The organism is Lysobacter spongiicola DSM 21749, from assembly GCF_900167055.1.
GTDB classification, from domain to species: Bacteria; Pseudomonadota; Gammaproteobacteria; order Xanthomonadales; family Xanthomonadaceae; genus Novilysobacter; species Novilysobacter spongiicola.
Genome location: NZ_FUXP01000001.1, coordinates 95,093 through 114,441, shown reverse-complemented (window position 1 = coordinate 114,441; position 19,349 = coordinate 95,093). Strand labels below are relative to the sequence as shown.

The 19,349-nt window shown below is 67.0% G+C and carries 20 protein-coding genes; 10 read left to right on the top strand and 10 right to left on the bottom strand.

Going from position 1 to position 19,349, the window contains the following annotated elements:
- Position 1: 1 nt before the first annotated feature.
- From sdhA to B5D37_RS00550, 4 genes are all read right to left on the bottom strand, one after another.
- On the bottom strand, positions 2-1,795 hold the full coding sequence (sdhA, locus tag B5D37_RS00565; RefSeq protein WP_078756780.1) for a succinate dehydrogenase flavoprotein subunit: 1,794 nt from the start codon (positions 1,793-1,795) through the stop codon (positions 2-4).
- A 6-nt stretch (positions 1,796-1,801) separates the two neighbouring features.
- A complete protein-coding gene (gene sdhD, locus B5D37_RS00560; protein ID WP_078756779.1) occupies positions 1,802-2,209 on the bottom strand; it encodes a succinate dehydrogenase, hydrophobic membrane anchor protein in 408 nt (135 codons plus the stop codon).
- On the bottom strand, positions 2,206-2,601 hold the full coding sequence (gene sdhC, locus B5D37_RS00555) for a succinate dehydrogenase, cytochrome b556 subunit (RefSeq protein WP_078756778.1): 396 nt from the start codon (positions 2,599-2,601) through the stop codon (positions 2,206-2,208). Before sdhC ends, sdhD begins: the two co-directional genes overlap by 4 nt.
- A 71-nt stretch (positions 2,602-2,672) precedes the next feature.
- Positions 2,673-2,849, bottom strand: a complete 177-nt coding sequence (locus tag B5D37_RS00550; RefSeq protein ID WP_078756777.1) for a DUF1674 domain-containing protein — start codon at positions 2,847-2,849, stop codon at positions 2,673-2,675.
- Between the two features lie 137 nt (positions 2,850-2,986).
- On the opposite strand from B5D37_RS00550, the gene ygfZ reads away from it, so the two are divergent.
- Positions 2,987-3,769 (top strand): CAF17-like 4Fe-4S cluster assembly/insertion protein YgfZ, encoded by a 783-nt coding sequence (gene ygfZ, locus B5D37_RS00545; protein ID WP_234987655.1) that lies wholly within the window; start codon positions 2,987-2,989, stop codon positions 3,767-3,769.
- 108 nt (positions 3,770-3,877) lie between these two features.
- On the opposite strand, the gene B5D37_RS00540 is transcribed toward ygfZ, so the two are convergent.
- The 4 genes from B5D37_RS00540 to B5D37_RS00525 form a co-directional block, all read right to left on the bottom strand.
- Positions 3,878-6,172 carry a thiamine pyrophosphate-dependent enzyme gene (locus tag B5D37_RS00540; protein ID WP_078756775.1) on the bottom strand — a complete coding sequence of 765 codons (2,295 nt, stop codon included), beginning with the start codon at positions 6,170-6,172 and terminating at the stop codon, positions 3,878-3,880.
- 26 nt (positions 6,173-6,198) lie between these two features.
- Positions 6,199-6,780: a GNAT family N-acetyltransferase gene (locus B5D37_RS00535; RefSeq protein ID WP_078756774.1), complete on the bottom strand. Its 582-nt coding sequence runs from the start codon at positions 6,778-6,780 to the stop codon at positions 6,199-6,201.
- Positions 6,781-6,806: 26 nt separating this feature from the next.
- Positions 6,807-7,970, bottom strand: coding sequence for an acyl-CoA dehydrogenase family protein (locus tag B5D37_RS00530; RefSeq protein ID WP_078756773.1), 1,164 nt, complete (start codon positions 7,968-7,970; stop codon positions 6,807-6,809).
- Between the two features lie 100 nt (positions 7,971-8,070).
- A complete protein-coding gene (locus B5D37_RS00525; RefSeq protein ID WP_078756772.1) occupies positions 8,071-8,877 on the bottom strand; it encodes a glycine zipper 2TM domain-containing protein in 807 nt (268 codons plus the stop codon).
- 179 nt (positions 8,878-9,056) lie between these two features.
- Here B5D37_RS00525 and B5D37_RS00520 point away from each other — a divergent pair, with 179 nt between their 5' ends.
- Both B5D37_RS00520 and B5D37_RS00515 read left to right on the top strand, forming a co-directional pair.
- Positions 9,057-9,290, top strand: coding sequence for a DUF6116 family protein (locus tag B5D37_RS00520; protein WP_078756771.1), 234 nt, complete (start codon positions 9,057-9,059; stop codon positions 9,288-9,290).
- A 3-nt stretch (positions 9,291-9,293) separates the two neighbouring features.
- A complete protein-coding gene (locus tag B5D37_RS00515) occupies positions 9,294-10,082 on the top strand; it encodes a TatD family hydrolase (protein ID WP_078756770.1) in 789 nt (262 codons plus the stop codon).
- On the opposite strand, the gene B5D37_RS00510 is transcribed toward B5D37_RS00515, so the two are convergent.
- The gene (locus B5D37_RS00510; RefSeq protein WP_425478004.1) at positions 10,042-10,872 is read right to left on the bottom strand and encodes a tRNA threonylcarbamoyladenosine dehydratase; all 831 of its coding nucleotides are present in this window, start codon (positions 10,870-10,872) and stop codon (positions 10,042-10,044) included. The two genes, B5D37_RS00515 and B5D37_RS00510, sit on opposite strands and share 41 nt — an antisense overlap.
- Before the next feature lie 89 nt (positions 10,873-10,961).
- Here B5D37_RS00510 and B5D37_RS00505 point away from each other — a divergent pair, with 89 nt between their 5' ends.
- From B5D37_RS00505 to B5D37_RS00475, 7 genes are all read left to right on the top strand, one after another.
- Positions 10,962-11,414, top strand: coding sequence for a cytochrome c (locus tag B5D37_RS00505; RefSeq protein ID WP_078756769.1), 453 nt, complete (start codon positions 10,962-10,964; stop codon positions 11,412-11,414).
- 107 nt (positions 11,415-11,521) lie between these two features.
- The gene (locus tag B5D37_RS00500; protein ID WP_078757411.1) at positions 11,522-11,998 is read left to right on the top strand and encodes a glycine zipper 2TM domain-containing protein; all 477 of its coding nucleotides are present in this window, start codon (positions 11,522-11,524) and stop codon (positions 11,996-11,998) included.
- Positions 11,999-12,097: 99 nt separating this feature from the next.
- The gene (locus B5D37_RS00495; RefSeq protein ID WP_078756768.1) at positions 12,098-12,583 is read left to right on the top strand and encodes a DUF456 domain-containing protein; all 486 of its coding nucleotides are present in this window, start codon (positions 12,098-12,100) and stop codon (positions 12,581-12,583) included.
- Positions 12,584-12,706: 123 nt separating this feature from the next.
- Complete coding sequence (locus B5D37_RS00490) at positions 12,707-13,972, top strand: phospholipase D-like domain-containing protein (protein WP_078757410.1); 1,266 nt, start codon at positions 12,707-12,709, stop codon at positions 13,970-13,972.
- On the top strand, positions 13,969-15,285 hold the full coding sequence (locus tag B5D37_RS00485) for a mechanosensitive ion channel family protein (RefSeq protein ID WP_159447314.1): 1,317 nt from the start codon (positions 13,969-13,971) through the stop codon (positions 15,283-15,285). The genes B5D37_RS00490 and B5D37_RS00485 overlap by 4 nt, the downstream gene beginning before the upstream one ends.
- A 59-nt stretch (positions 15,286-15,344) precedes the next feature.
- A complete protein-coding gene (locus B5D37_RS00480; RefSeq protein WP_078756766.1) occupies positions 15,345-16,472 on the top strand; it encodes a phospholipase A in 1,128 nt (375 codons plus the stop codon).
- Between the two features lie 71 nt (positions 16,473-16,543).
- Positions 16,544-17,500 (top strand): patatin-like phospholipase family protein, encoded by a 957-nt coding sequence (locus B5D37_RS00475; protein WP_078756765.1) that lies wholly within the window; start codon positions 16,544-16,546, stop codon positions 17,498-17,500.
- Between the two features lie 248 nt (positions 17,501-17,748).
- Here B5D37_RS00475 and B5D37_RS00470 read toward each other — a convergent pair whose 3' ends face one another.
- A complete protein-coding gene (locus B5D37_RS00470) occupies positions 17,749-19,308 on the bottom strand; it encodes a fumarate hydratase (RefSeq protein WP_078756764.1) in 1,560 nt (519 codons plus the stop codon).
- Between the last annotated feature and the right edge of the window lie 41 nt (positions 19,309-19,349).

The window sequence follows — 19,349 nt, the reverse complement described above, 5'->3', positions numbered from 1 at the left end:
ATCAGTAGACGCGCTTCTTCGGCGGCACCACGTCCACGTCCTTGCTCAACGTGTACATGTGCACCGGGCGGTAGTCGATGCGGGTATTGCCGCTGTCGTCGACCCAGACCAGGCTGTGCTTGTGCCAGTTGGCGTCGTCGCGATCGGGGTAGTCGTCGCGGGCGTGGGCACCACGCGATTCCTTGCGGTTTTCTGCGCAGACGATCGTGGCCAGGGCCTGGTCCAGCAGGTTCTTGAGCTCGAAAGTCTCCACCAGGTCCGAGTTCCAGACCAGCGAGCGGTCGCTGACCTTGACGTCGGCGAAGGACGCGTGGATCTCGCGGATCTTCGCCACGCCCGCCTCCAGGGTTTCCTGGGTGCGGAACACGGCGGCGTCGGCCTGCATCGCACGCTGCATCTTGTCGCGGATGACCGCCGTCGGCGTGCCGCCATTGGCGTTGCGCAGGCTGTCGAGACGCGCAAGCGCCGCGTCGCAGGCATCGCCCGGCAGGTCCGGCAGCGAGGACGACGGCGTGATGGTTTCGGCACACCGGTTGGCGACCGCACGACCGAACACCACCAGGTCGAGCAGCGAATTGGAACCCAGCCGGTTGGCACCGTGCACCGATACGCAGGCAGCCTCGCCGATCGCGTAGAGCCCCGGCACCACGGCGTCCGGGTCACCATCCCTCAGGGTCACCACTTCACCGTGGTAGTTGGTCGGGATGCCGCCCATGTTGTAGTGGACCGTCGGGATCACCGGGATCGGCTGCTTCTCGACGTCGACGTTGGCAAAGATGCGTGCCGATTCGGCGATACCCGGCAGCTTCTCGTGGATGACTTCGGGACCCAGGTGGGTCAGGTCGAGCAGCATGTGGTCCTTGTGCTCGCCGACGCCGCGGCCCTCGCGGATCTCCATGGTCATCGCGCGGCTGACCACGTCGCGCGAGGCAAGGTCCTTGGCCGAGGGTGCGTAGCGCTCCATGAAGCGCTCGCCATCGGCATTGCGCAGGATGCCGCCTTCGCCGCGCACGCCCTCGGTAATCAGGCAGCCGGCGCCATAGATGCCGGTCGGGTGGAACTGAACGAACTCCATGTCCTGCATGCCGATGCCGGCACGCAACGCCATGCCGCCACCGTCACCGGTGCAGGTATGGGCGGAGGTCGCGGAGAAATAGGCGCGGCCGTAACCGCCAGTAGCCAGCACCGTGCCCTGGGCACGGAACAGGTGCAGCGTGCCTTCAGCCAGGTCCATCGCCAGCACGCCCTGGCAGGAGCCGTCGGCGCCCATGATCAGGTCGAGCGCGAAGTACTCGATGAAGAACTGCGCGTCGTGGGCCAACGACTGCTGGTAGAGCGTGTGCAGGATCGCGTGGCCGGTCCGGTCGGCCGCCGCGCAGGTGCGCTGCGCCGCCGGGCCTTCGCCGTAACGGGTGGTCATGCCGCCGAACGGACGTTGGTAGATGCGGCCGTCTTCGGTCCGCGAGAACGGAACGCCCTGGTGCTCCAGCTCGATGATCGCCGGAATGGCCTCGCGGCACATGTATTCGATGGCGTCCTGGTCGCCCAGCCAGTCCGACCCCTTGATGGTGTCGTAGAAGTGGTAACGCCAGTCGTCTTCGCCCATGTTGCCGAGCGCCGCGGCGACACCGCCCTGTGCGGCCACGGTGTGGGAGCGTGTCGGGAAGACCTTCGTGATGCAGGCGGTCTTCAGCCCCTTCTGGGCCAGGCCGAAGGTGGCGCGCAACCCGGCGCCACCGGCGCCGACCACGAGCATGTCGAATTTGTGTTCATGGATCTTGTATGCAGCAGGCATTGCCGATCAGCCCCCGAGCGCGATGCGAATGACCGCGAGCACGCTGGCGAGCCCGGCGAGTACGCAGATGAAGATGACCGCGAGCTGCGAGACCGCCGCCAGCCCCGGAGTCTGGATGTAGTCCTCGATGATCACCTGCATGCCCAGCTTGGCATGCCAGAAGGTGGTGATCAGGAACGCGACCAGCAACGTCGCGTTGGCAGGGTGTGCGACAGCCGCCCGCATCGCGGCGTAGTCGCCGCCGATCATGGCGATGACCAGGCCGACGACATAGATCGAAAGAAACGCCAGCGCGATGGCGGTGATGCGCTGGATGATGAAGTGGCCGGTGCCGTCCTTCGCCGAGCCCAGCCCGCGGGCCCGCTTGAGGGGATGGCGCAGGTCCGGGCGCCGGCCGGTGTTCTGGATGCTCATGCGTTACCCCACTGCATCATCGCCACGACCCAGATGACGGCCGTCAGCAGCAGGCTGCCGAAGACGGAAATCCAGCTGTTGCGGATGGTGCCCTTGATGTCGAAGGCGTAGCCCGCGTCCTGCGCCAGGTGCCGCACACCGTTGATCAGGTGGAACGCCAGTGCCCAGGTCCACCCGAACATGACCAGGAACCCGAACCAGGAGCGGGCGAAACCACTGAAGGTCGACCAGGAGTCGGGGCCACCGGCAAGCGCGACGAGCGCCCAGGCCACCAGCAAGCTACCGACGACGAGGATGACACCGGTGGCGCGGTGCAGGATCGAGGTCACCATCTGCACCTGCCAGCGGTAGACCTGCAGGTGTGGGGACAAAGGACGTTCTGGGTTCGCCATGCGCTGGCTGTCTCGGCTGGGCGGCCATGGGGCCGCGTGGCGGGAATGGAGCTGTGGTGACCGGCGATCGGTCAGAAATCGATGCAGCGGCCGTTCTTCTCCCAGTCACCATAGCGGGTGGGGTCCGGACCGTCGCGGCCTCCGTGCTCCTCCGTCGGAGGAGGCTGCGGAGCGAGTGCCGGTCCTTGGGAGTCCGACGCCGGCGCTGCCTTCTCTTCGCTGGGGTCCACGGTGGATTGGCCTATCATCACGACGATGAAGCTTAAATCCCGACCCCATGCATGACAAGTCGAAAGACGGCACTGGCCCGGTTTTTGCGAGGCTGCCGCACACCCTGCTGACGCTCACCGGGCGCGACGCCGGGACGTTCGCCCAGGCCCAATTCATGAATGATGTCAGCGGCTTGCAGCCGGGGCACTGGCAGTGGAACGGCTGGCTGACCCCCAAGGGCCGGGTGGTGGCTTTGTTCGCATTGCTGAAGATGCCCGATGGTGAGCTGTGGCTGGTGTTGCCCGATGCGGGCGCGCAGGAGTTCGCAGCGGCGCTGCGGCGTTTCGTCTTCCGCAGCAAGGTGGCGGTCGAAGTCGTGGACCACGCGTGTGTGTCGGGCTGCTTTGGACCGGCTCCGCAGACAGCCGCCGCTGATTCCAGCAACGCGCTGGGCCTCGGCCAGGATCGCGTTGAACTCGACATGACCGGCGACGGCGACCCGCGGATCCTGCGCGTGGAGATGCTTGGGAACGCAAACCTGCCCCCGATCGACAGCGGGCTCGCCGCACGGTGGTGTTGCCACGACCTGGAACACGGGCTCCCCCGCCTGCCTCCGTCACAGACGGAAAGGTGGACTCCGCAACAACTTTCGTTGGAGCGGTTGCAGGCCTTCAGCGTCAAGAAGGGCTGCTACCCCGGCCAGGAAATCGTCGCGCGCACCCACTTCCTCGGAAAGGCCAAGCGGGGACTGGTATTGGTTGAAAGCCCGGCGGCACTGGGGGCCGGAACCGAGGTCCGCGCGGACGGTGCCAGCTACGGCACGCTTGTGTCGGTGTCCGAGTGTGGCCCGCGACACCTCGGACTCACTGTGGCATCGACGGACGCGCCTCCCGCCACGCTCACGGTAGAGGGACACGAGGTCCGCAGGCTGGAACTGCTCAACGGTCTCGCCCGCTGAGCCCCTTTCATTTGTAGGAGCGACGTCAGTCGCGACCCGGGCCAGTGACGCTGGTTTCCGAGATGTCCGGTCGCGACTGAAGTCGCTCCTACAAGAACTTGCGGATGTTCAGGAGGCAGCCAGCCGGTCCGCGGCTGCGACGATCTCCTCCTCGCCGGGGATGACCAGGAAGGCGGCGCCGGCCAATGGCGTGTAGGTGTCGGCACCCACCACCCGGTGGAAGGGCCTGCTGCCGTGCCCGCCCTCGGCGATGGCGGTGATCACGCCCTCGCCCACGCCGGCGCTGCGGCGTCCCTCGTCCACGACAAGGATGCGTTTGGCGGTGCGCGCCTGCTCGACGATGTAATCGGTGTTGAGCGGCACCAGCCAACGCAGGTCGACCACCCTCGCCTTCCAGCCGTGCTTCTGTTCGATCTGCCGGACCGCGCGCAGGCTCATCGGCACGCCGTTGCCGTAGGTGAAGACCACAAGGTCATCGCCGCTGCTGCCGTCGTCCGGCAGGTACACCCGTCCTTCCCCCAGGGGCATCGCCTCGCCGGGCGCCGGGTAGCGGGTAAGCCACAGGCCATCGCCGGGCTCGTGCAGGTCCTTGGTCATGTACAGCGCGATCGGCTCGAGGAAGATGCTGACCCGGCCGTCCACCTTGGCCAGTGCCGTCAGCGTGCGCAGCATCGTTGCCGCATCGTCGCCGCGCGACGGGCAGCCCACCACCAGCCCAGGGATGTCCCGCAGTGCGGTGATCGAATTGTCGTTGTGGAAGTGCCCACCGAAGCCGCGCTGGTAGCCGAGTCCGGCCATGCGCACCACCATCGGATTGCGATACTGGTCGTTGCTGAAGAACTGCAGGCTGGCGGCCTCGCCGCGGATCTGGTCGCAGGCGTTGTGGAAGTACGCCAGGTACTGGATCTCCGGGATCGGCAACATGCCGACGTTCGCAAAGCCCTGCGCCATGCCCAGGATCATCGTCTCGTCCAGCAGGGTGTTGAACACGCGCCGGGGCCCGAAAGCCTTCTGCAGGCCCTTGGTTACCGTATAGACGCCGCCCTTCTGGGCCACGTCCTCACCGAACAGCACGGCCTCCGGATACTTGGCGAAGGTGTCGTGCAGCGCGTTGTTGATCTGGATCGCCAGGTGTCGTGGGGGCTGGTTCTCGGGCAGCTTCGATTCGCTTCCGAACACCTCTTCCCGGCGTGCACCGTAGTCCGATCGTCCGGCCTCGGCCTCGACCGCCGCAGGCGTGTACGGCGCCAAAGGCGCGACCACATCCTCCAGTCGATCCAGCTTGGGCCGCCGGTCCGCTTCCTCCGCGGCGGCGAAGCAGCGCTTGCGCGTGTCCTCGTACAGCGCCAATACCTCGTCCTTCGACATCAGGCCCGATTCGAGCGCGATCGCGGCGGAGCGCAGCAGCGGGTCGGTGGCCTCCACCTCGCACAGCTCCTGCAGCGAGCGCCACTCGATCTCGAAGTCGGTCCCCGCATGGCCCATGATCCGGGTCGTGCGCAGGTGCAGGAAGGTCGGGCGACGCGTCCGCCGGCAGTGCTCGACCGCCCGCTCCACGTCGCCATAGCCGTTCGCCAGGTCGAGGCCGTCGGCGAAGAAGTAGTCGAGGTTGGGCCGCCGCGAGAAGTTCTGCGCGATCCAGCCGTTGGGCGTCTTGACCGAGATCCCGATGCCGTTGTCCTCGCAGACGAACAGCACCGGCGCCGGCAGCCGCTGGTAGGCGGTCCAGGCCGCCGCGTTGAACGCCGTCTGTGCGGTCGCGTGGTTGGACGAGGCATCGCCGAACGAGCAGATGGCAATGCTGTCGTCGGGGATCGGCAGGCTGTGTCCCAGCCGCTTGCCGGCCTCGATCGCAACCGCGGTGCCCAGCGCCTTGGGCAGGTGGGAGGCGATGGTCGATGTCTGCGGCAGCACCCAAAGCGGTTTGCTGCCCCAGACCTTGTGTCGCCCGCCACTGGCGGGATCGTCCTTGCTGGCGGCGAAGCTCAGCGCGGAATCCATGATCGGGTCGAGCCTGGCTTCGCCCGCCGGCAACTTGCGGAATCGCTCGGCCATGAATGCGCCGGAGCGGTAGTGCAGGAATGCCGGGTCGGTATGGCGCGTGGCGCGCGCGACCATCGCGTTGCCTTCGTGGCCGGACGAACCGATGGTGTAGAAGACCTTGTTCTGCACCCGCAGGACCCGTGCCATCAGGTCGAGGTGGCGGCTCACCAGTTGCGATTCGAATATCTCCCGGAAGCCGTGCGCATCGAGCCGGCTGCCATCGAGGATCGGCTCATCCCCTGCCGGCGCAACGTCGGTGCGCCCGCTCCAGTCCTTGACGAACTCGGTGAAGTTGGCGTCGCAGATTTCCGCGCGGTTGAGGCCGCGCATGCGGGCGGGAATCGGGTTGGCAGTCGACATGGCGCTTCTTGGATGGTGGGGCGGCTTCAGCCGCGACGGGGAGCGTCCCCGGAAGACAGGGTGCTGCGGCGGGCGAACCACTCTTCGCGGGACTGGCCCCAGATCTCGATCGGAACCTCCTCGAGCGGTGGCGGCAGTCGCCCGGGCCCGCGGTTGATGGAGCCCAGCCGCCGTGCAAGCGCCTGGGATGCATGGTTGGCCGGGGCGATCGAGTGGATGACTTCGCTCCAGCCCAGGTGGTCGAAGGCCCAGTCGATCGACGCGATTGCCGCTTCGCGGGCATAACCCTGCCCCCACGCCGAGCGCAGGAACGACCAGCCCACCTCGGTACCAGGCCAGCCTTCCGGCTGCCACGGCCCCGCCCGCCCGATCCAGCGGCCGCTGGACTTGTCGATCACGGAGAACATCGCATAGCCCTGCATCGCCCAGGCACCAGGCATCTGCAGGAAGTTCCGCCAGGCGGCGGTCCGTGGCATGCGGCCGCCGATGTGGCGGGCCGCCTCCTCGTCATCGAGCAGTTCGGCAACGCCTTCGAAGTCTTCCCGCAGCGGCGGACGAAGGATCAGGCGCTCGGTTTCGAGCGTGGGGCCCAACGGATGGGACGGCATGGGGCGGTACTCCGGATCCTGATCGATCAGAACGCGTTGATACCCGTCAGCTCGCGCCCCACCACCAGCTGGTGCACGGTTTCGGTGCCTTCATAGGTGATGACCGATTCCAGATTCAGCGCGTGGCGGATGGCCGCGTGCTCGGTGGTGATGCCGGCGCCGCCGAGCAGGTCGCGGCAGTCGCGCGCGATGTCGATCGCCATGCGGCAGTTGTTCCACTTGGCCAGCGAGACCTGCGTGGGGGCCATCTTGCCGGCATCCTTCAGACGGCCGAGCTGCAGCGACAGCAGCTGAGCGGAGGTGATCTTGCGCGCCATTTCCGCCAGGCGCAGCTGCACCGCCTGGTTCGCCGCCAGCGGACGGTCGAACAGGATGCGCTCCTTGGAATAGCCCAGCGCTTCGTCCAGGCAGGCGATAGCGGCACCGATCGGGCCCCAGGTGATGCCGTAGCGGGCCTGGGTCAGGCATCCGAGCGGCCCCTTGAGGCCCTTCACGTTCGGCAGGCGATTGGCCTCCGGCACGCGCACGTTGTCGAGGAACAGCGAGCTGGTGACCGACGCGCGCAGGCTCATCTTGTGCTTGATCTCCTGGGCGGCGAAGCCGGGCATGCCCTTTTCCACCACGAAGCCCTGGATACCGTCATCCGTGCGCGCCCAGACGATGGCGATGTCGGCCAGGTTGCCGTTGGTGATCCACATCTTCGAGCCGGTCAACAGCCAGTCGTCGCCGTCGCGCTTGGCCACGGTCTTCATGTTGGCCGGATCGGACCCACCGTGCGGTTCGGTCAGGCCGAAGCAACCGATGACCTTGCCCGCCGCCATGTCCGGCAACCACCGCTGCTTCTGCTCCTCGGTGCCGTAGGCGAAGATCGGGTACATGCACAGCGAGGACTGCACGCTGACGAAGCTGCGAATGCCGCTGTCGCCACGCTCGAGCTCCTGGCAGATCAGGCCATAGGACACCGAATTGAGGCCTCCACCGCCGTACTGCTCCGGCAGCGTGGAGCCCAGCAGGCCCAGCTCCGCGATCTCGCCGACCAGCTCGCGCGGGAACCTCGCCTCGTCGAAGGCATCGCCGATGATCGGGATAACGCGCTCGTCCGTGAACCTCGCCACGGTGTCCTGCACTGCGCGCTCTTCCTCGCTGAGCAGTGAGCGGACGTCGTAGAGGTCATACGGATGCAGGGCCATGGGAGACTCGGATGTCGGGAAAACCGCCATTGTAAGGCGAGGAAAACAAAACGGGGCCGGAAGATCCGGCCCCGTGGGGTAGAAGCCTGGCAGTCGGGCATCAGCCCCTGTCGACGCCGCCGATGGCCGCGGTCTGCACCACGACTTCTCCATCAACCACCGGCAGGCGGTCGCCGGGGCGCTGGTCGAAGCGCATCGTCTGCTCGGCACCGTCATAGCGGTAGGTCACGTCGTAACCGACGACATGGTCCTCCGTGCCCAGCTTGATGCGTTCGCCCGGCTTGCTGCCGGTGCGCATCGAACCGGTGGTTCCGTCCGGATTCCGATAGGTCACGTCATAACCGACGACGGTGGTGGACTGGGACGTGTCGGAGACGGTGCGGCACTGCCTGTCGACACGCTCGACCACCTGACCGCCGACGTGGTTGCGGTCCACGCGGTTGCCCACGTAACCACCGGCTACGGCACCGGCCGCGGTGGCGACCTTCTTGCCGTTACCGCCGCCGACCTGGTTGCCGAGCACGCCGCCGATCAGTGCGCCGGCGACCGTACCGCCGACGTTGCCATCGCGCTCGGGCAGGCGCTCCTGGACCACCACGTCTTCGCAAACTTCGCGCGGCGTGGTGCTGGTGCTGGTCTCGCGCACCGGATCGGTCCCGATCACGGTGGCATACAGATCACGCTTCTCGGTCACCTCTTCCACGTCCACCACTTCGGCGTATTCCATCCTGCCGATGTCGGTGTCACCGGCGACATCGCCGTCGGTGGCCGGAAGCAGGTTCGCGGGCTCGACAAGCGCGGCACCCACGCCCTCGCCCGGCTCGGCCTGGAAGCTCTGGTAAGCAGCCACGGCCACACCGCCAACCAGCAGCGAGGCGATGGCAACGGCAATCATGTTCTTGTTCATGGTGCGCCTCCGACGGGATGGGTCCCGGTTGTGGTGATCGCATTCCAGCACCGTGAAGCTGAACGGGCTCCCAATTTCTTAACGAATCGATCCACCAGCCGTCCGGGCCGTTGAAAAATCGGCGGCGACATACACTCCGTGTTAGCTATAAACACTCCTTTCCGACACCGGACTCTTCCATGGCAAACCCGCTGCTGCTGCCACTGCTGGCCTGGGCCCGCAGGTTGCGCTACCCCACCCTGTTCAAGTTCACCGCGATCGCATTCGCGATCAGCGTGCTCTGGCCGTTCGACCCGATCCCGTTCATCGACGAGATCGTGCTGGGCCTGGGCACGCTGCTGCTGGCGAACTGGAAGGACCGCAATCCGCCGATCGAGGGTGAGGTCGTCAAGGAGCGCAGCCGCAAGCGCTAGCCGATGCTCGTCGATTCACACTGCCACCTCGACGCCGCACCGTTCGACGCGGATCGCTTGGACGTGCTGCAACGCGCGCTCGCGGGATCAGTGTGCAGGCAGATCGTGCCGGCAACCACGGCGGACCGGTGGCCACGGGTCCGGGATACCTGCGCATCGCACCCCGGGCTGCATGCCGCGTATGGCCTGCACCCGATGTTCCTTGCCGACCACCTGCCCGCGCACTTGAATCTGCTCCAGGCCTGGATCGAAGCCGAGCGGCCGGTCGCCATCGGCGAGTGCGGCCTGGATTTCCACGTCGAGGGGCTGGCGCGGGACAGGCAGTCATCCTTCTTCGAAGCCCAGCTGCGGCTGGCTGCGGAGTTCGAGCTCCCCGTGATCGTGCACGCGCGCAAGGCTGTGGACGCGGTCATCTCCGCGATCCGGACGGTCGGGGGCCTCTCGGGCATCGTGCACAGCTTCTCGGGGAGCGAGCAGCAGGCCAGGCAATTGGCGGATCAGGGCTTCCTGCTGGGCATCGGCGGCCCCGTCACCTACGAGCGGGCGCAACGCCTCCGGCGCACCGTCGCCAACGTCCCGCTGGAGTGGCTGGTACTGGAGACGGATGCGCCCGACCAGCCCGACTCGGGCATCCGCGGGCAGCGCAACGAGCCGGCCCGTCTCGCTGTGATCGCGCAGGCCGTGGCCGAACTCCGCGGCTTGGCCCCGGCCGAGGTCGCGGCGGCGACGTCGGCCAACGTGGAGCGCATTTTCAGGCTGGCGAAGGCGGAGCGGGAATCCTCCGCTGCTTGAGCAGCATGTCCAGTGCCTTGCCAGCCATCACGAACGCGAATGCGCCGGTGACATGGGTGGCGGCGCCCAGTCCGGCGCCGCAGTCGAGTTTCAGCGCGGCCTCGCCATCCACCGCGGGCCGGGTGCCGCACACGCTGCCATCGGGCTGGGGATAGCGCACGTTCTCGAGTGAATACACCGCGGGGACCCCAAAGTATCGGTCACGGTTCTTCGGAAAGTTGAACTCGCCCCGCAGCTTCCTGCGGATCAGCGCGAGCATCGCGTCGTGTTCGGTCCGCGACAGGTCCCTGACCCTGACCAGGGTTGGATCCAGCCTGCCGCCGGCCGAGCCGCACACCAGCAGCGGCAACTTGCGGCGACGGCACCATGCGATGAGCTCGACCTTGCTGCGGAAACTGTCGCAGGCGTCCAGTACCAGGTCGAAACCTGGCGACAGCAACGCCTCCAGGTTCGACGGCGTCAGGAAGCTGGTGATGGCATTGACCTCAACCAGCGGATTGATCTGCCGGCAACGCTCCGCCATCGCTTCGACCTTGGCGCGCCCGAACTGTCCCTCGTGCGCCGGCAGTTGCCGATTGCTGTTGGAGACGCAGATGTCATCCGCGTCGATCAGCGTCAGGTGGCCAACGCCGCTGCGCGCCAATGCCTCCACCACCCACGAGCCCACGCCGCCCATGCCCACGACCGCGACCCGCGCCCGGCTGAAGCGCGCGAGCGAGCCTGATCCGTACAGGCGGTCGATCCCGCCGAATCGCTCGAGCAACCGTGGGTCCAGTGCAATCTCATCCATCGGGCAATTGTAGTTCGCGCATCGCTTCGGCGCCTTTGGATTCCCCGGCTGCGTGCTATCTTCCCGCGATCCATCACGGAGGTGACGTCATGAGTGATCCGAAGCCCGGAAGTCCCGACTCGTCCCGGCACGGCAACGGGGCGAAGTACATGTTGCTTCTCCTGGTCGGCCTGCTGGTTGGCGTGGTGGCGACGGTGATGGCCATGCGGGCGCTGGACGCGCGACGCGACCACTTCCCCGGCAGCGTCATGCAGGTGCAGCAGTGGCACCTCGCCCAGCTCCGCGGCAGCGTGGAGCGCAACCGCTGCAGCGCAGCCGACAGCGTGCCCCACCTCCAGACCCTGCGCGCCACCGGCAACGACCTTGAACCGGCATTCCCGGGACTTGCCGATGACGAGCGGTTCGCCACGCACGCCAGCCAGTTCCGCCGCACCCTGGATGCGGCGCTTTCGCGTCCACCCGCCGACTGCGAAGCGTTGGGCGTGGTAGTGCAGGACCTGGGCGAGAGCTGCAAGGGCTGCCACCAGGACTTCCGCGGCTGAACCGCCGCCTGCCATGCCTGCAGGGTTGATCGGCTGTTCACGGGGTCGGCAATAGGTTGGTGCGGCGTGGCGACCGCCACCGCGCTTCCCCCATGCAGGAGATCCGCATGAACATCCAGAATACCCGTCTGCTTGGCGTGGCCGCGGCCGCGATGCTCGCCGTCACCGGCTGTGCCACCTCCGGCTATGGTTCCGGCTATGGCAGCACCAGCCCTACCCCCAGCTATGGCAGCGCCCCGTCCAACTGCTACGACTGCGGCACCGTATTGCGCATCGAGCAGGTCGGCGGCAGCAGCGCTCCCCGTGCTACCGGAGCCGTACTCGGCGGCCTCGTGGGCGCCGCCGCAGGCCGCGAGCTCGCCGATGACGAAAGCTCCGGCCGACGCAATACGGCCACGGCAGCCGGTGCAGTCGCAGGCGCCCTGGCCGGCAATGCCATCCAGAAGAACGTCACCGACGCCCGCTACAACGTCCATGTGCGCATGAACGATGGCCGCACCACCGTGGTCACCCAGGAGGACCTGGGTGGAGTCCGCGAGGGCTCGCGCGTCCGCGTGTACAACGGCCGCGCCTGGGCGCAGTAATACACCCAGCGCGATCGGATGGCAGAACGGCCCGCTTCGGCGGGCCGTTTTCGTGCCCGTGCACTATCTTTCCCTGAACCTCGAGCCGGACCCCTACCCGTGGATATGCAGATCGTCTACTACGTCATCGCTGGCATCCTCATCCTTGCCGGCGTCGCAGGCACCATCCTCCCGGCCCTTCCAGGCCTGCCGCTGGTGTTCGCGGGGATGGTGCTGGCTGCCTGGGCGGGCGGTTTCGAGGAGGTGGGGGTCGGCATGCTGGTACTGCTCGGCATACTCACGCTGCTCTCGATAGCCGTGGACTTCCTGGCCACGGCGATGGGTGCCAAGCGTGTCGGCGCAAGCCGCCTCGCCTTGGTCGGCGCGGTCATCGGCACGTTCGTGGGCATCTTCTTCGGCTTCATCGGGTTGCTTGCTGGCCCCTTCATCGGGGCGCTCGCCGGCGAGCTGCTGCACGGGCGCCACGTGGGGCGCGCCACCCGTGTCGGCTTCGGCACCTGGATGGGCATCTTCTTCGGGACGGTACTCAAGATCGGTTTGGCATTCGCGATGCTGGGGCTGTTCGCTTTCGCCTGGTTCTTCTGACAACGACACCGGGCCCGAAGCACTGCGGGAAAACGGCCTTCACGCGCCTTTGGTCGCGCGGAAGCCAGAGTAACGATCCTGAATGGGAGAGGGGACCCGATGCCCTACTGGAGCCAGAAGCGCATGAGTTGGACGATCGCGGCAACCGTGCTGTTGACCATCATCGTGGTGGTCGTGGCGATCAACTTCGTCACGCCGGAGAAGGAACTCCAGCGCAAGATCGAGCATCACTACGCCATTTCCGACTCGCAGTTCCTGCGCGAGATGTCGGTCATGCTCGGACCTTCGGTGCTGCCCGGAAACAAGGTCGAAGCACTCAACAACGGCCAGGAGATCTTCCCGGCGATGCTGGAGGCGATCAAGGGCGCGAAGGTCTCGATCACCTTTGAAACCTACATCTACTGGTCCGGCGAGATCGGCGAGACCTTCACCGACGCGCTGGCCGAACGCGCCCGGGCCGGCATCCCGGTGCACGTCACGATCGACTGGGTCGGCAGCTTGAAGATGGACCAGGAGCTGCTTGACCGCATGGAAGATGCGGGCGTGCAGGTCGTGAGGTACCGGCCGTTGAAGTGGTACAACGTGAGCCGCATGAACAACCGTACCCACCGCAAGCTGCTGGTGGTGGACGGGTTGGTCGGGTTCACGGGTGGCGTCGGCATCGCCGACATCTGGCAAGGGGACGCGGAAGATCCCGATCACTGGCGCGACATGCACTTCCGCGTCCAGGGACCTGTGGTGGCGCAGATGCAGGCCGCCTTCAACGACAACTGGATCAAGGCAACCGGCGAGGTCCTCAACGGGCCGAAGTACTTCCCTGAGCCGGAGCCCGGCGACGGCATGCCCGCCCACCTTTTCATCGCGTCCCCCGCCGGTGGGAGCGAGAGCATGCACCTGATGTACCTGATGGCGATCGCCGCGGCGGAGCACTCCATCAACCTGACGGCCGCCTACTTCGTCCCCGACCCTCTGATCATGGATGCCCTCATGGCGGCACGCGACCGGGGTGTGCAAATTCGCATCCTGGTACCGGGCAAGCACATCGATTCCGATGCGGTGCGCATGTCCTCCAAGGGCAGCTGGGGGCCGCTACTACGCGCTGGGGTGGAGATCTACGAGTACCAACCCACGATGATCCACACCAAACTGCTGGTGATCGACCGGGAGATGGTGTCGGTCGGTTCCACCAACTTCGACATCCGGTCCTTCCGCCTCAACGACGAAGCCAGCATGAACGTCTACGACCGCGAATTCGCTGCCGAGATGGCCGAGGTATTCGAGCAGGACCTGAAGTCCGCCCGGCCCTATACGCTGGAAGAATGGAGGAACCGCCCGTGGACCCAGAAGTTGGCGGAACGGGTGCTCCTGCCGATCAAATCGCAGTTGTGACGGCCAGGCTTCGCTCCCGCTTTGGCGCCTTCGTGGTGCTCTGCGGGTTGCTCGCCGGCCCGGCCGCTGCGGTGCCATCGGCACCGGCACCGGCACCGGCACCGGCCCCGGCGGCTGCCACGGCGGGGCCCAGCGATGACCTGGCAGCACAGCAGCGGATCGAAACCCGTCTCGGCCGGCTGGATGGAATGGATGACGTGCAGGTCGCGGTGCAGGCCGGCGTCGCCCGGCTGGAAGGAAAGGTGGTTGAAGCCAGTGACCGCACCCTTGCCGGGGAGATCGCCGGCCAGCAACCCGGCGTCACCGCCGTGGACAACGGCGTCGTGATGGACACCAGCCTCTCCGTCCGGTTCCAGGTGGCCATGGACGAACTGGCTGAGCGGGCGGTCCAGCTCCTGGGAAGCCTGCCGCTCCTGCTGGCGGCACTCGCGGTTGTACTGCTCGCGTGGTGGCTCGGCCGCACCCTTGGCAGGCGCGCCGGCGCGCGCCACTGGCGCTCGAGCAACCCGTATACCGCCGGGCTCGTCCAGCGGCTGGTGCAGTGGCTGACCATGTTGGCCGGGCTGGTCATGGCGCTGGACCTGCTGGGCGCCACCGCGATGGCCGGGGCGGTGCTGGGGTCGGCCGGGGTCATCGGCCTGGTCGCGGGTTTCGCGTTCAAGGACATCGCGGAGAACTACGTCGCGGGGATCCTGCTGAGCCTGCGCAGGCCGTTCAACCCCGGCGAACTGCTGCGCATCGAACAGTACGAAGGCAAGGTCGCGTCCCTCACCGCCCGCTCCACGATCCTGGTGACCCTCGACGGCAATCGCCTCAGCCTGCCCAATGCACTGGTGTTCAAATCGGTGGTCCTCAACTACACGCGCAACCCGGGGCGCCGGTTCGACTTCTCCATCGCGATCGATGGGAGCATTTCGATCAAGGCTGCGCGCCAGGTCGGCATGGCGGCACTTTCGGCGACGCCCGGCGTGCTGGCGGACCCCCCGCCGTCCTGGACTGCGGAGGACGACGACGGCACCACGGTCCGGGTGCGCTTCTTCGGCTGGGTGGACCAGCGCGAGAACGACATCGGCAAGGTCCGCAGCGAAGCGATCCACCAGGTTCGGGAAGCATTCTCCGCACATGGCATCATCGGCCCACGCCAGCTCCATTACGTGGCATCTTTGTCCGGCGAAGAAACCGCCGCTCCGTCGCGGCCCACCCCTGCCGACGATGGCGAAGTGGACACATCCGTGGTCCACGACATCGACGACCAGGTCCAGGCCGAAAGACGCGAGCATTCCAAGGAAGACCTGATCGGACCTGCACAGTGAAGGGATACCCCGAAGCGCACCGCCCTGCCCCCGCGTCCCCGCCTGCCCTGCGATTGGCAATGCTGATGGGTGCATGCCTGTCGGGGCCCGCCATCGCCCAGGACGAAATACCGAACCCCGGCGCCTGCGCCGCGATCGGCGCCGACGTCGAGCGGCTCGCCTGCTACGACTCGGCCTTCCGCCGGCCACCTCCGGACCCGGAGCTCGCCGATGCGGAGGCACTCGATGCACGTGCTTCGCGCCAGGCGCGCGACAGCCAGGACGACGAGGAACGGGCACCGCTGCCACGGCGGGAGCGCGCCCGCCTTGCATTCAGCGACCTGTTCCGGGACGAAGGTGCGGAATCCGGTCGCGACCGCATCGCCAATGCGGGGCGCGGCGGCTTGCTGGACAGCCGCTGGGAGCTGGCCAAGGACTCGAAGTTGGGCGTGTTCAACTTCCGCGCCTACAAGCCCGTGTACCTGCTCCCGGCGTTCTGGAACAACAACACCAACCCCACGCCGCGCTCGTCCGATCCCGAGGGCGAGCCGGTTGCATCGCAGCCCGTCGATGCGCTGGAAGCCAAGTTCCAGATCAGCTTCAAGACCAAGGCGCTCGAGAACCTCATCGGCGACAACGGCGACGTCTGGATGGGTTACACCCAGAGCTCGCGCTGGCAGGTCTACAACACCGAGGCCTCCCGGCCATTCCGCGAAACCAACTACGAGCCCGAGGTGATGCTGGTCTTCCGTACCGGCTACAGCCTGGGTGGATGGCGCGGGCGGATGGCCGGCATCGGGATCAACCACCAGTCCAACGGCCGGGCGGATCCATTGTCGCGCAGCTGGAACCGGGTGGTCGCAAACATCGGCCTGGACCGGGAGAACTGGGCACTGACCCTGCGCCCATGGTGGCGCCTGTCGGATGGCGACGAAGACGAGAACCCGGGCATCGAGAACTACATCGGGCGTGGCGACCTGACCCTGATACACACCCGCGACGGCCACGAATTCGCGCTGATGGCGCGCCACTCCCTGCGCGGTGGTGATGACTCCAGGGGCGCTTTGCAGTTCGACTGGGGTTTCCCCATCAACCGCACGCTGCGGGGCCACGTGCAGGTCTTCGACGGATACGGCGAAAGCCTGCTCGACTACGACCACCGGGCCACGCACATCGGACTTGGCATTTCGCTGCTGGAATGGTTCTGACGTTGCACCGCTGACGCTTCTGGCCGGCGTGGGCGAAGGTTGCACGACAGGCGCAAAAGGAGGACGAAGCCATGGAAGCCAGACGCATCCTCTCGATCGACGGCGGCGGCATCCGTGGCCTGGTCAGCTGCACATGGCTCGGGGGCGTGGAAGACGCGCTGGCGCAGGCAGGAAAGCCGGGGCTGCTCGCGAACTTCGACCTGATGGCGGGCAGTTCGACCGGCGCCCTGGTCGCCTGCGGGCTGGGCCTGGGGCTGGCGCCCGATGCACTGGCGGAGCTGTACCGGGCAAGGAGCGCGGAGATTTTTCCCGGCATGGCCAGCCGGCTGTGGTCACGGGCGTCGCGCTTCCTCTCAGCGGGCCCCTCGGCCCCCAAATACGACGGGAGGGGGCTGGAGCGGGTGCTGCGCGATGTATTCGGGGACGCGACGCTGGGGCAGCTCCAGCTGCCGACCCTGATCACCAGTTACGACACGATCAGCCGCAAGCCGCTGATCTTCAAGAGCTTCAAGGCCAGCCACAGGGACCTGCCGATCCGTGAAGTCTGCCGCGCCTCCACTGCTGCGCCGACCTACTTCCCCGCCCACCCGATGGACGTCGACGGCCTGCCGCGCTCGTTGATTGATGGCGGCATCGTGGCCAACAACCCTACCGCCTGCGCGATTGCGGAAGCGCTGCGCCACGACCGCGAGGTCATCCAGTGTGGAGACCTGGTGGTTCTCTCGGTCGGCACGGGTGAGCGCAACCGCCCGATCCCCCTGCAGAGCGCACGCGAATGGGGCGCCGTGGAGTGGGCGATCCCGATCATCGACGTGCTGTTCGATGGCAACACCGATTCCGTCGACTACATCACCCGCCACCTGGTGGGCGAAGGCTATTTCCGGATGCAGGCGGAATTGCTGGTTGGCCTGGACGACCTGGACGACACCAGCGCGACCAACGTGGCCGCCCTGGATGCGATGGCCCGGGACTACCTAGAACGGGACAGCACCCGTCGCAAACTGGAAGCGCTGGTCACCCGCCTGTAGGAGCGGCTTCAGCCGCGATCGGATCCATCGCCCGCGCGAGCTGTTGTAGGAGCGGCTTCAGCCGCGATCGGATCCATGGATCGCTCGACCGTCTCCCGTTCGCGGCTGAAGCCGCTCCTACAGAGGAGTCCCACCAGATCGCCGGCGCCCTGACCCTCCCAACGTCGGCGGAGTCCCGCTCCTCCCGCCGTCGGCCGAAGTCCCGCCCCCCCCAAGGTCGGCCGGGGCGCCTGGCGCGGCGGCCGACCTCAGGCCACCACCACCGGTATCTTGCCGATCCGCGCCTGCCATTCGCGCGGCCCGGTCTCGTGGACCGACTCGCCGCTGCTGTCCACGGCGACAGTCACGGGCATGTCCTGCACGGTGAACTCGTAGATCGCCTCCATGCCCAGATCCTCGAAACCGACCACGCGCGAGGCCTTGATGGCCTTGGACACCAGATAGGCGGAACCACCGACTGCCATCAGGTAGACCGACTTGTGGCGGCGGATCGCATCGATGGCGGCCGGGCCGCGTTCGGCCTTGCCGACCATGCCCATCAGGCCGGTCTGCTCCAGCACCTGCTCGGTGAACTTGTCCATGCGGGTGGCGGTGGTCGGACCGGCCGGGCCGACGACTTCGTCGCGAACCGGATCCACCGGCCCGACGTAATAGATGAAGCGCCCGCGGAAATCCACCGGCAACGGCTCGCCCCGGTCCAGCATGCCGACGATGCGCTTGTGGGCGGCGTCGCGGCCGGTCAGCAGCTTGCCGTTGAGCAGCAGGGTCTCGCCCGGCTTCCAGCTCGCAACCTCTTCGCGGGTCACGTTGTCCAGGTCGACGCGGCGGCCCTTGCTGGTGTCGTGGGTGAGCTTGGGCCAGTCCTCCAGCGAAGGCGGGTCCAGCTGCACCGGACCGCTGCCGTCGAGCACGAAATGCGCGTGCCGGGTCGCCGCGCAGTTCGGGATCAGCGCCACCGGCAGGTTGGCCGCATGGGTCGGGTAGTCCTTGATCTTGATGTCCAGCACCGTGGTCAGTCCGCCCAGGCCCTGCGCACCGATCCCCAGCGCGTTGACCTTCTCGTAGAGCTCCAGCCGCAGCTCCTCGATGCGGTTGGCAGGGCCGCGGGCCTGCAGGTCGGTGATGTCGATGGGCTCCATCAACGATTCCTTGGCCAGCAACATCGCCTTTTCGGCGGTGCCGCCAATACCGATGCCGAGCATGCCCGGGGGGCACCAGCCGGCGCCCATGGTCGGCACCGTCTTCAACACCCAGTCGACGATCGAGTCCGACGGGTTGAGCATCGCGAACTTCGACTTCGCCTCCGAACCGCCCCCCTTCGCGGCGACGACCACGTCGACCCGGTTGCCCGGCACCACCTTCACATTCACCACGCCCGGGGTGTTGTCGCGGGTATTGACCCGCTTGCCGGCGGGATCGGCCAGCACGCTGGCGCGCAGTTTGTTGTCCGGATGGGCGTACGCGCGGCGCACGCCCTCGTGGACCATGTCCTCCACGCCCATGGTGGCGTCGTCCCAGCGCACGTCCATGCCGATCTCCAGGAAGACCGTGACGATGCCGGTGTCCTGGCAGATCGGCCGATGCCCCTCGGCGCACATGCGCGAGTTGATCAGGATCTGGGCAATGGCGTCCCGGGCGGCCGGACTCTGCTCACGCTCGTAGGCGGCAGCGAGGTTCCGGATGTAGTCGACCGGGTGGTAGTACGAGATGTACTGCAATGCGTCCGCCACGGACTGGATGAAGTCCTCCTGCCGGATGGACACGGGAACGCGGGGGGCATCGAAGCTGGCGGGGGTGCTGGCGGACATTGCTTGCGGATCACCGGGTGGAGGAGCCGCGTATTCTACCG

What these genes read in the sequence shown, in the direction of transcription:
- B5D37_RS00490 (WP_078757410.1), top strand. Translation starts at nt 12,707, where the DNA reads ATGAGTTGGACGATCGCGGCAACCGTGCTGTTGACCATCATCGTGGTG.
- B5D37_RS00520 (WP_078756771.1), top strand. Translation starts at nt 9,057, where the DNA reads ATGGCAAACCCGCTGCTGCTGCCACTGCTGGCCTGGGCCCGCAGGTTG.
- sdhD (WP_078756779.1), bottom strand. Translation starts at nt 2,209, where the DNA reads ATGAGCATCCAGAACACCGGCCGGCGCCCGGACCTGCGCCATCCCCTC.
- B5D37_RS00540 (WP_078756775.1), bottom strand. Translation starts at nt 6,172, where the DNA reads ATGTCGACTGCCAACCCGATTCCCGCCCGCATGCGCGGCCTCAACCGC.
- B5D37_RS00525 (WP_078756772.1), bottom strand. Translation starts at nt 8,877, where the DNA reads ATGAACAAGAACATGATTGCCGTTGCCATCGCCTCGCTGCTGGTTGGC.
- B5D37_RS00500 (WP_078757411.1), top strand. Translation starts at nt 11,522, where the DNA reads ATGAACATCCAGAATACCCGTCTGCTTGGCGTGGCCGCGGCCGCGATG.
- B5D37_RS00505 (WP_078756769.1), top strand. Translation starts at nt 10,962, where the DNA reads ATGAGTGATCCGAAGCCCGGAAGTCCCGACTCGTCCCGGCACGGCAAC.
- B5D37_RS00535 (WP_078756774.1), bottom strand. Translation starts at nt 6,780, where the DNA reads ATGCCGTCCCATCCGTTGGGCCCCACGCTCGAAACCGAGCGCCTGATC.
- B5D37_RS00515 (WP_078756770.1), top strand. Translation starts at nt 9,294, where the DNA reads ATGCTCGTCGATTCACACTGCCACCTCGACGCCGCACCGTTCGACGCG.
- ygfZ (WP_234987655.1), top strand. Translation starts at nt 2,987, where the DNA reads ATGAATGATGTCAGCGGCTTGCAGCCGGGGCACTGGCAGTGGAACGGC.
- B5D37_RS00530 (WP_078756773.1), bottom strand. Translation starts at nt 7,970, where the DNA reads ATGGCCCTGCATCCGTATGACCTCTACGACGTCCGCTCACTGCTCAGC.
- B5D37_RS00550 (WP_078756777.1), bottom strand. Translation starts at nt 2,849, where the DNA reads ATGATAGGCCAATCCACCGTGGACCCCAGCGAAGAGAAGGCAGCGCCG.
- B5D37_RS00510 (WP_425478004.1), bottom strand. Translation starts at nt 10,872, where the DNA reads ATGGATGAGATTGCACTGGACCCACGGTTGCTCGAGCGATTCGGCGGG.
- sdhA (WP_078756780.1), bottom strand. Translation starts at nt 1,795, where the DNA reads ATGCCTGCTGCATACAAGATCCATGAACACAAATTCGACATGCTCGTG.
- sdhC (WP_078756778.1), bottom strand. Translation starts at nt 2,601, where the DNA reads ATGGCGAACCCAGAACGTCCTTTGTCCCCACACCTGCAGGTCTACCGC.
- B5D37_RS00470 (WP_078756764.1), bottom strand. Translation starts at nt 19,308, where the DNA reads ATGTCCGCCAGCACCCCCGCCAGCTTCGATGCCCCCCGCGTTCCCGTG.
- B5D37_RS00475 (WP_078756765.1), top strand. Translation starts at nt 16,544, where the DNA reads ATGGAAGCCAGACGCATCCTCTCGATCGACGGCGGCGGCATCCGTGGC.
- B5D37_RS00480 (WP_078756766.1), top strand. Translation starts at nt 15,345, where the DNA reads ATGCTGATGGGTGCATGCCTGTCGGGGCCCGCCATCGCCCAGGACGAA.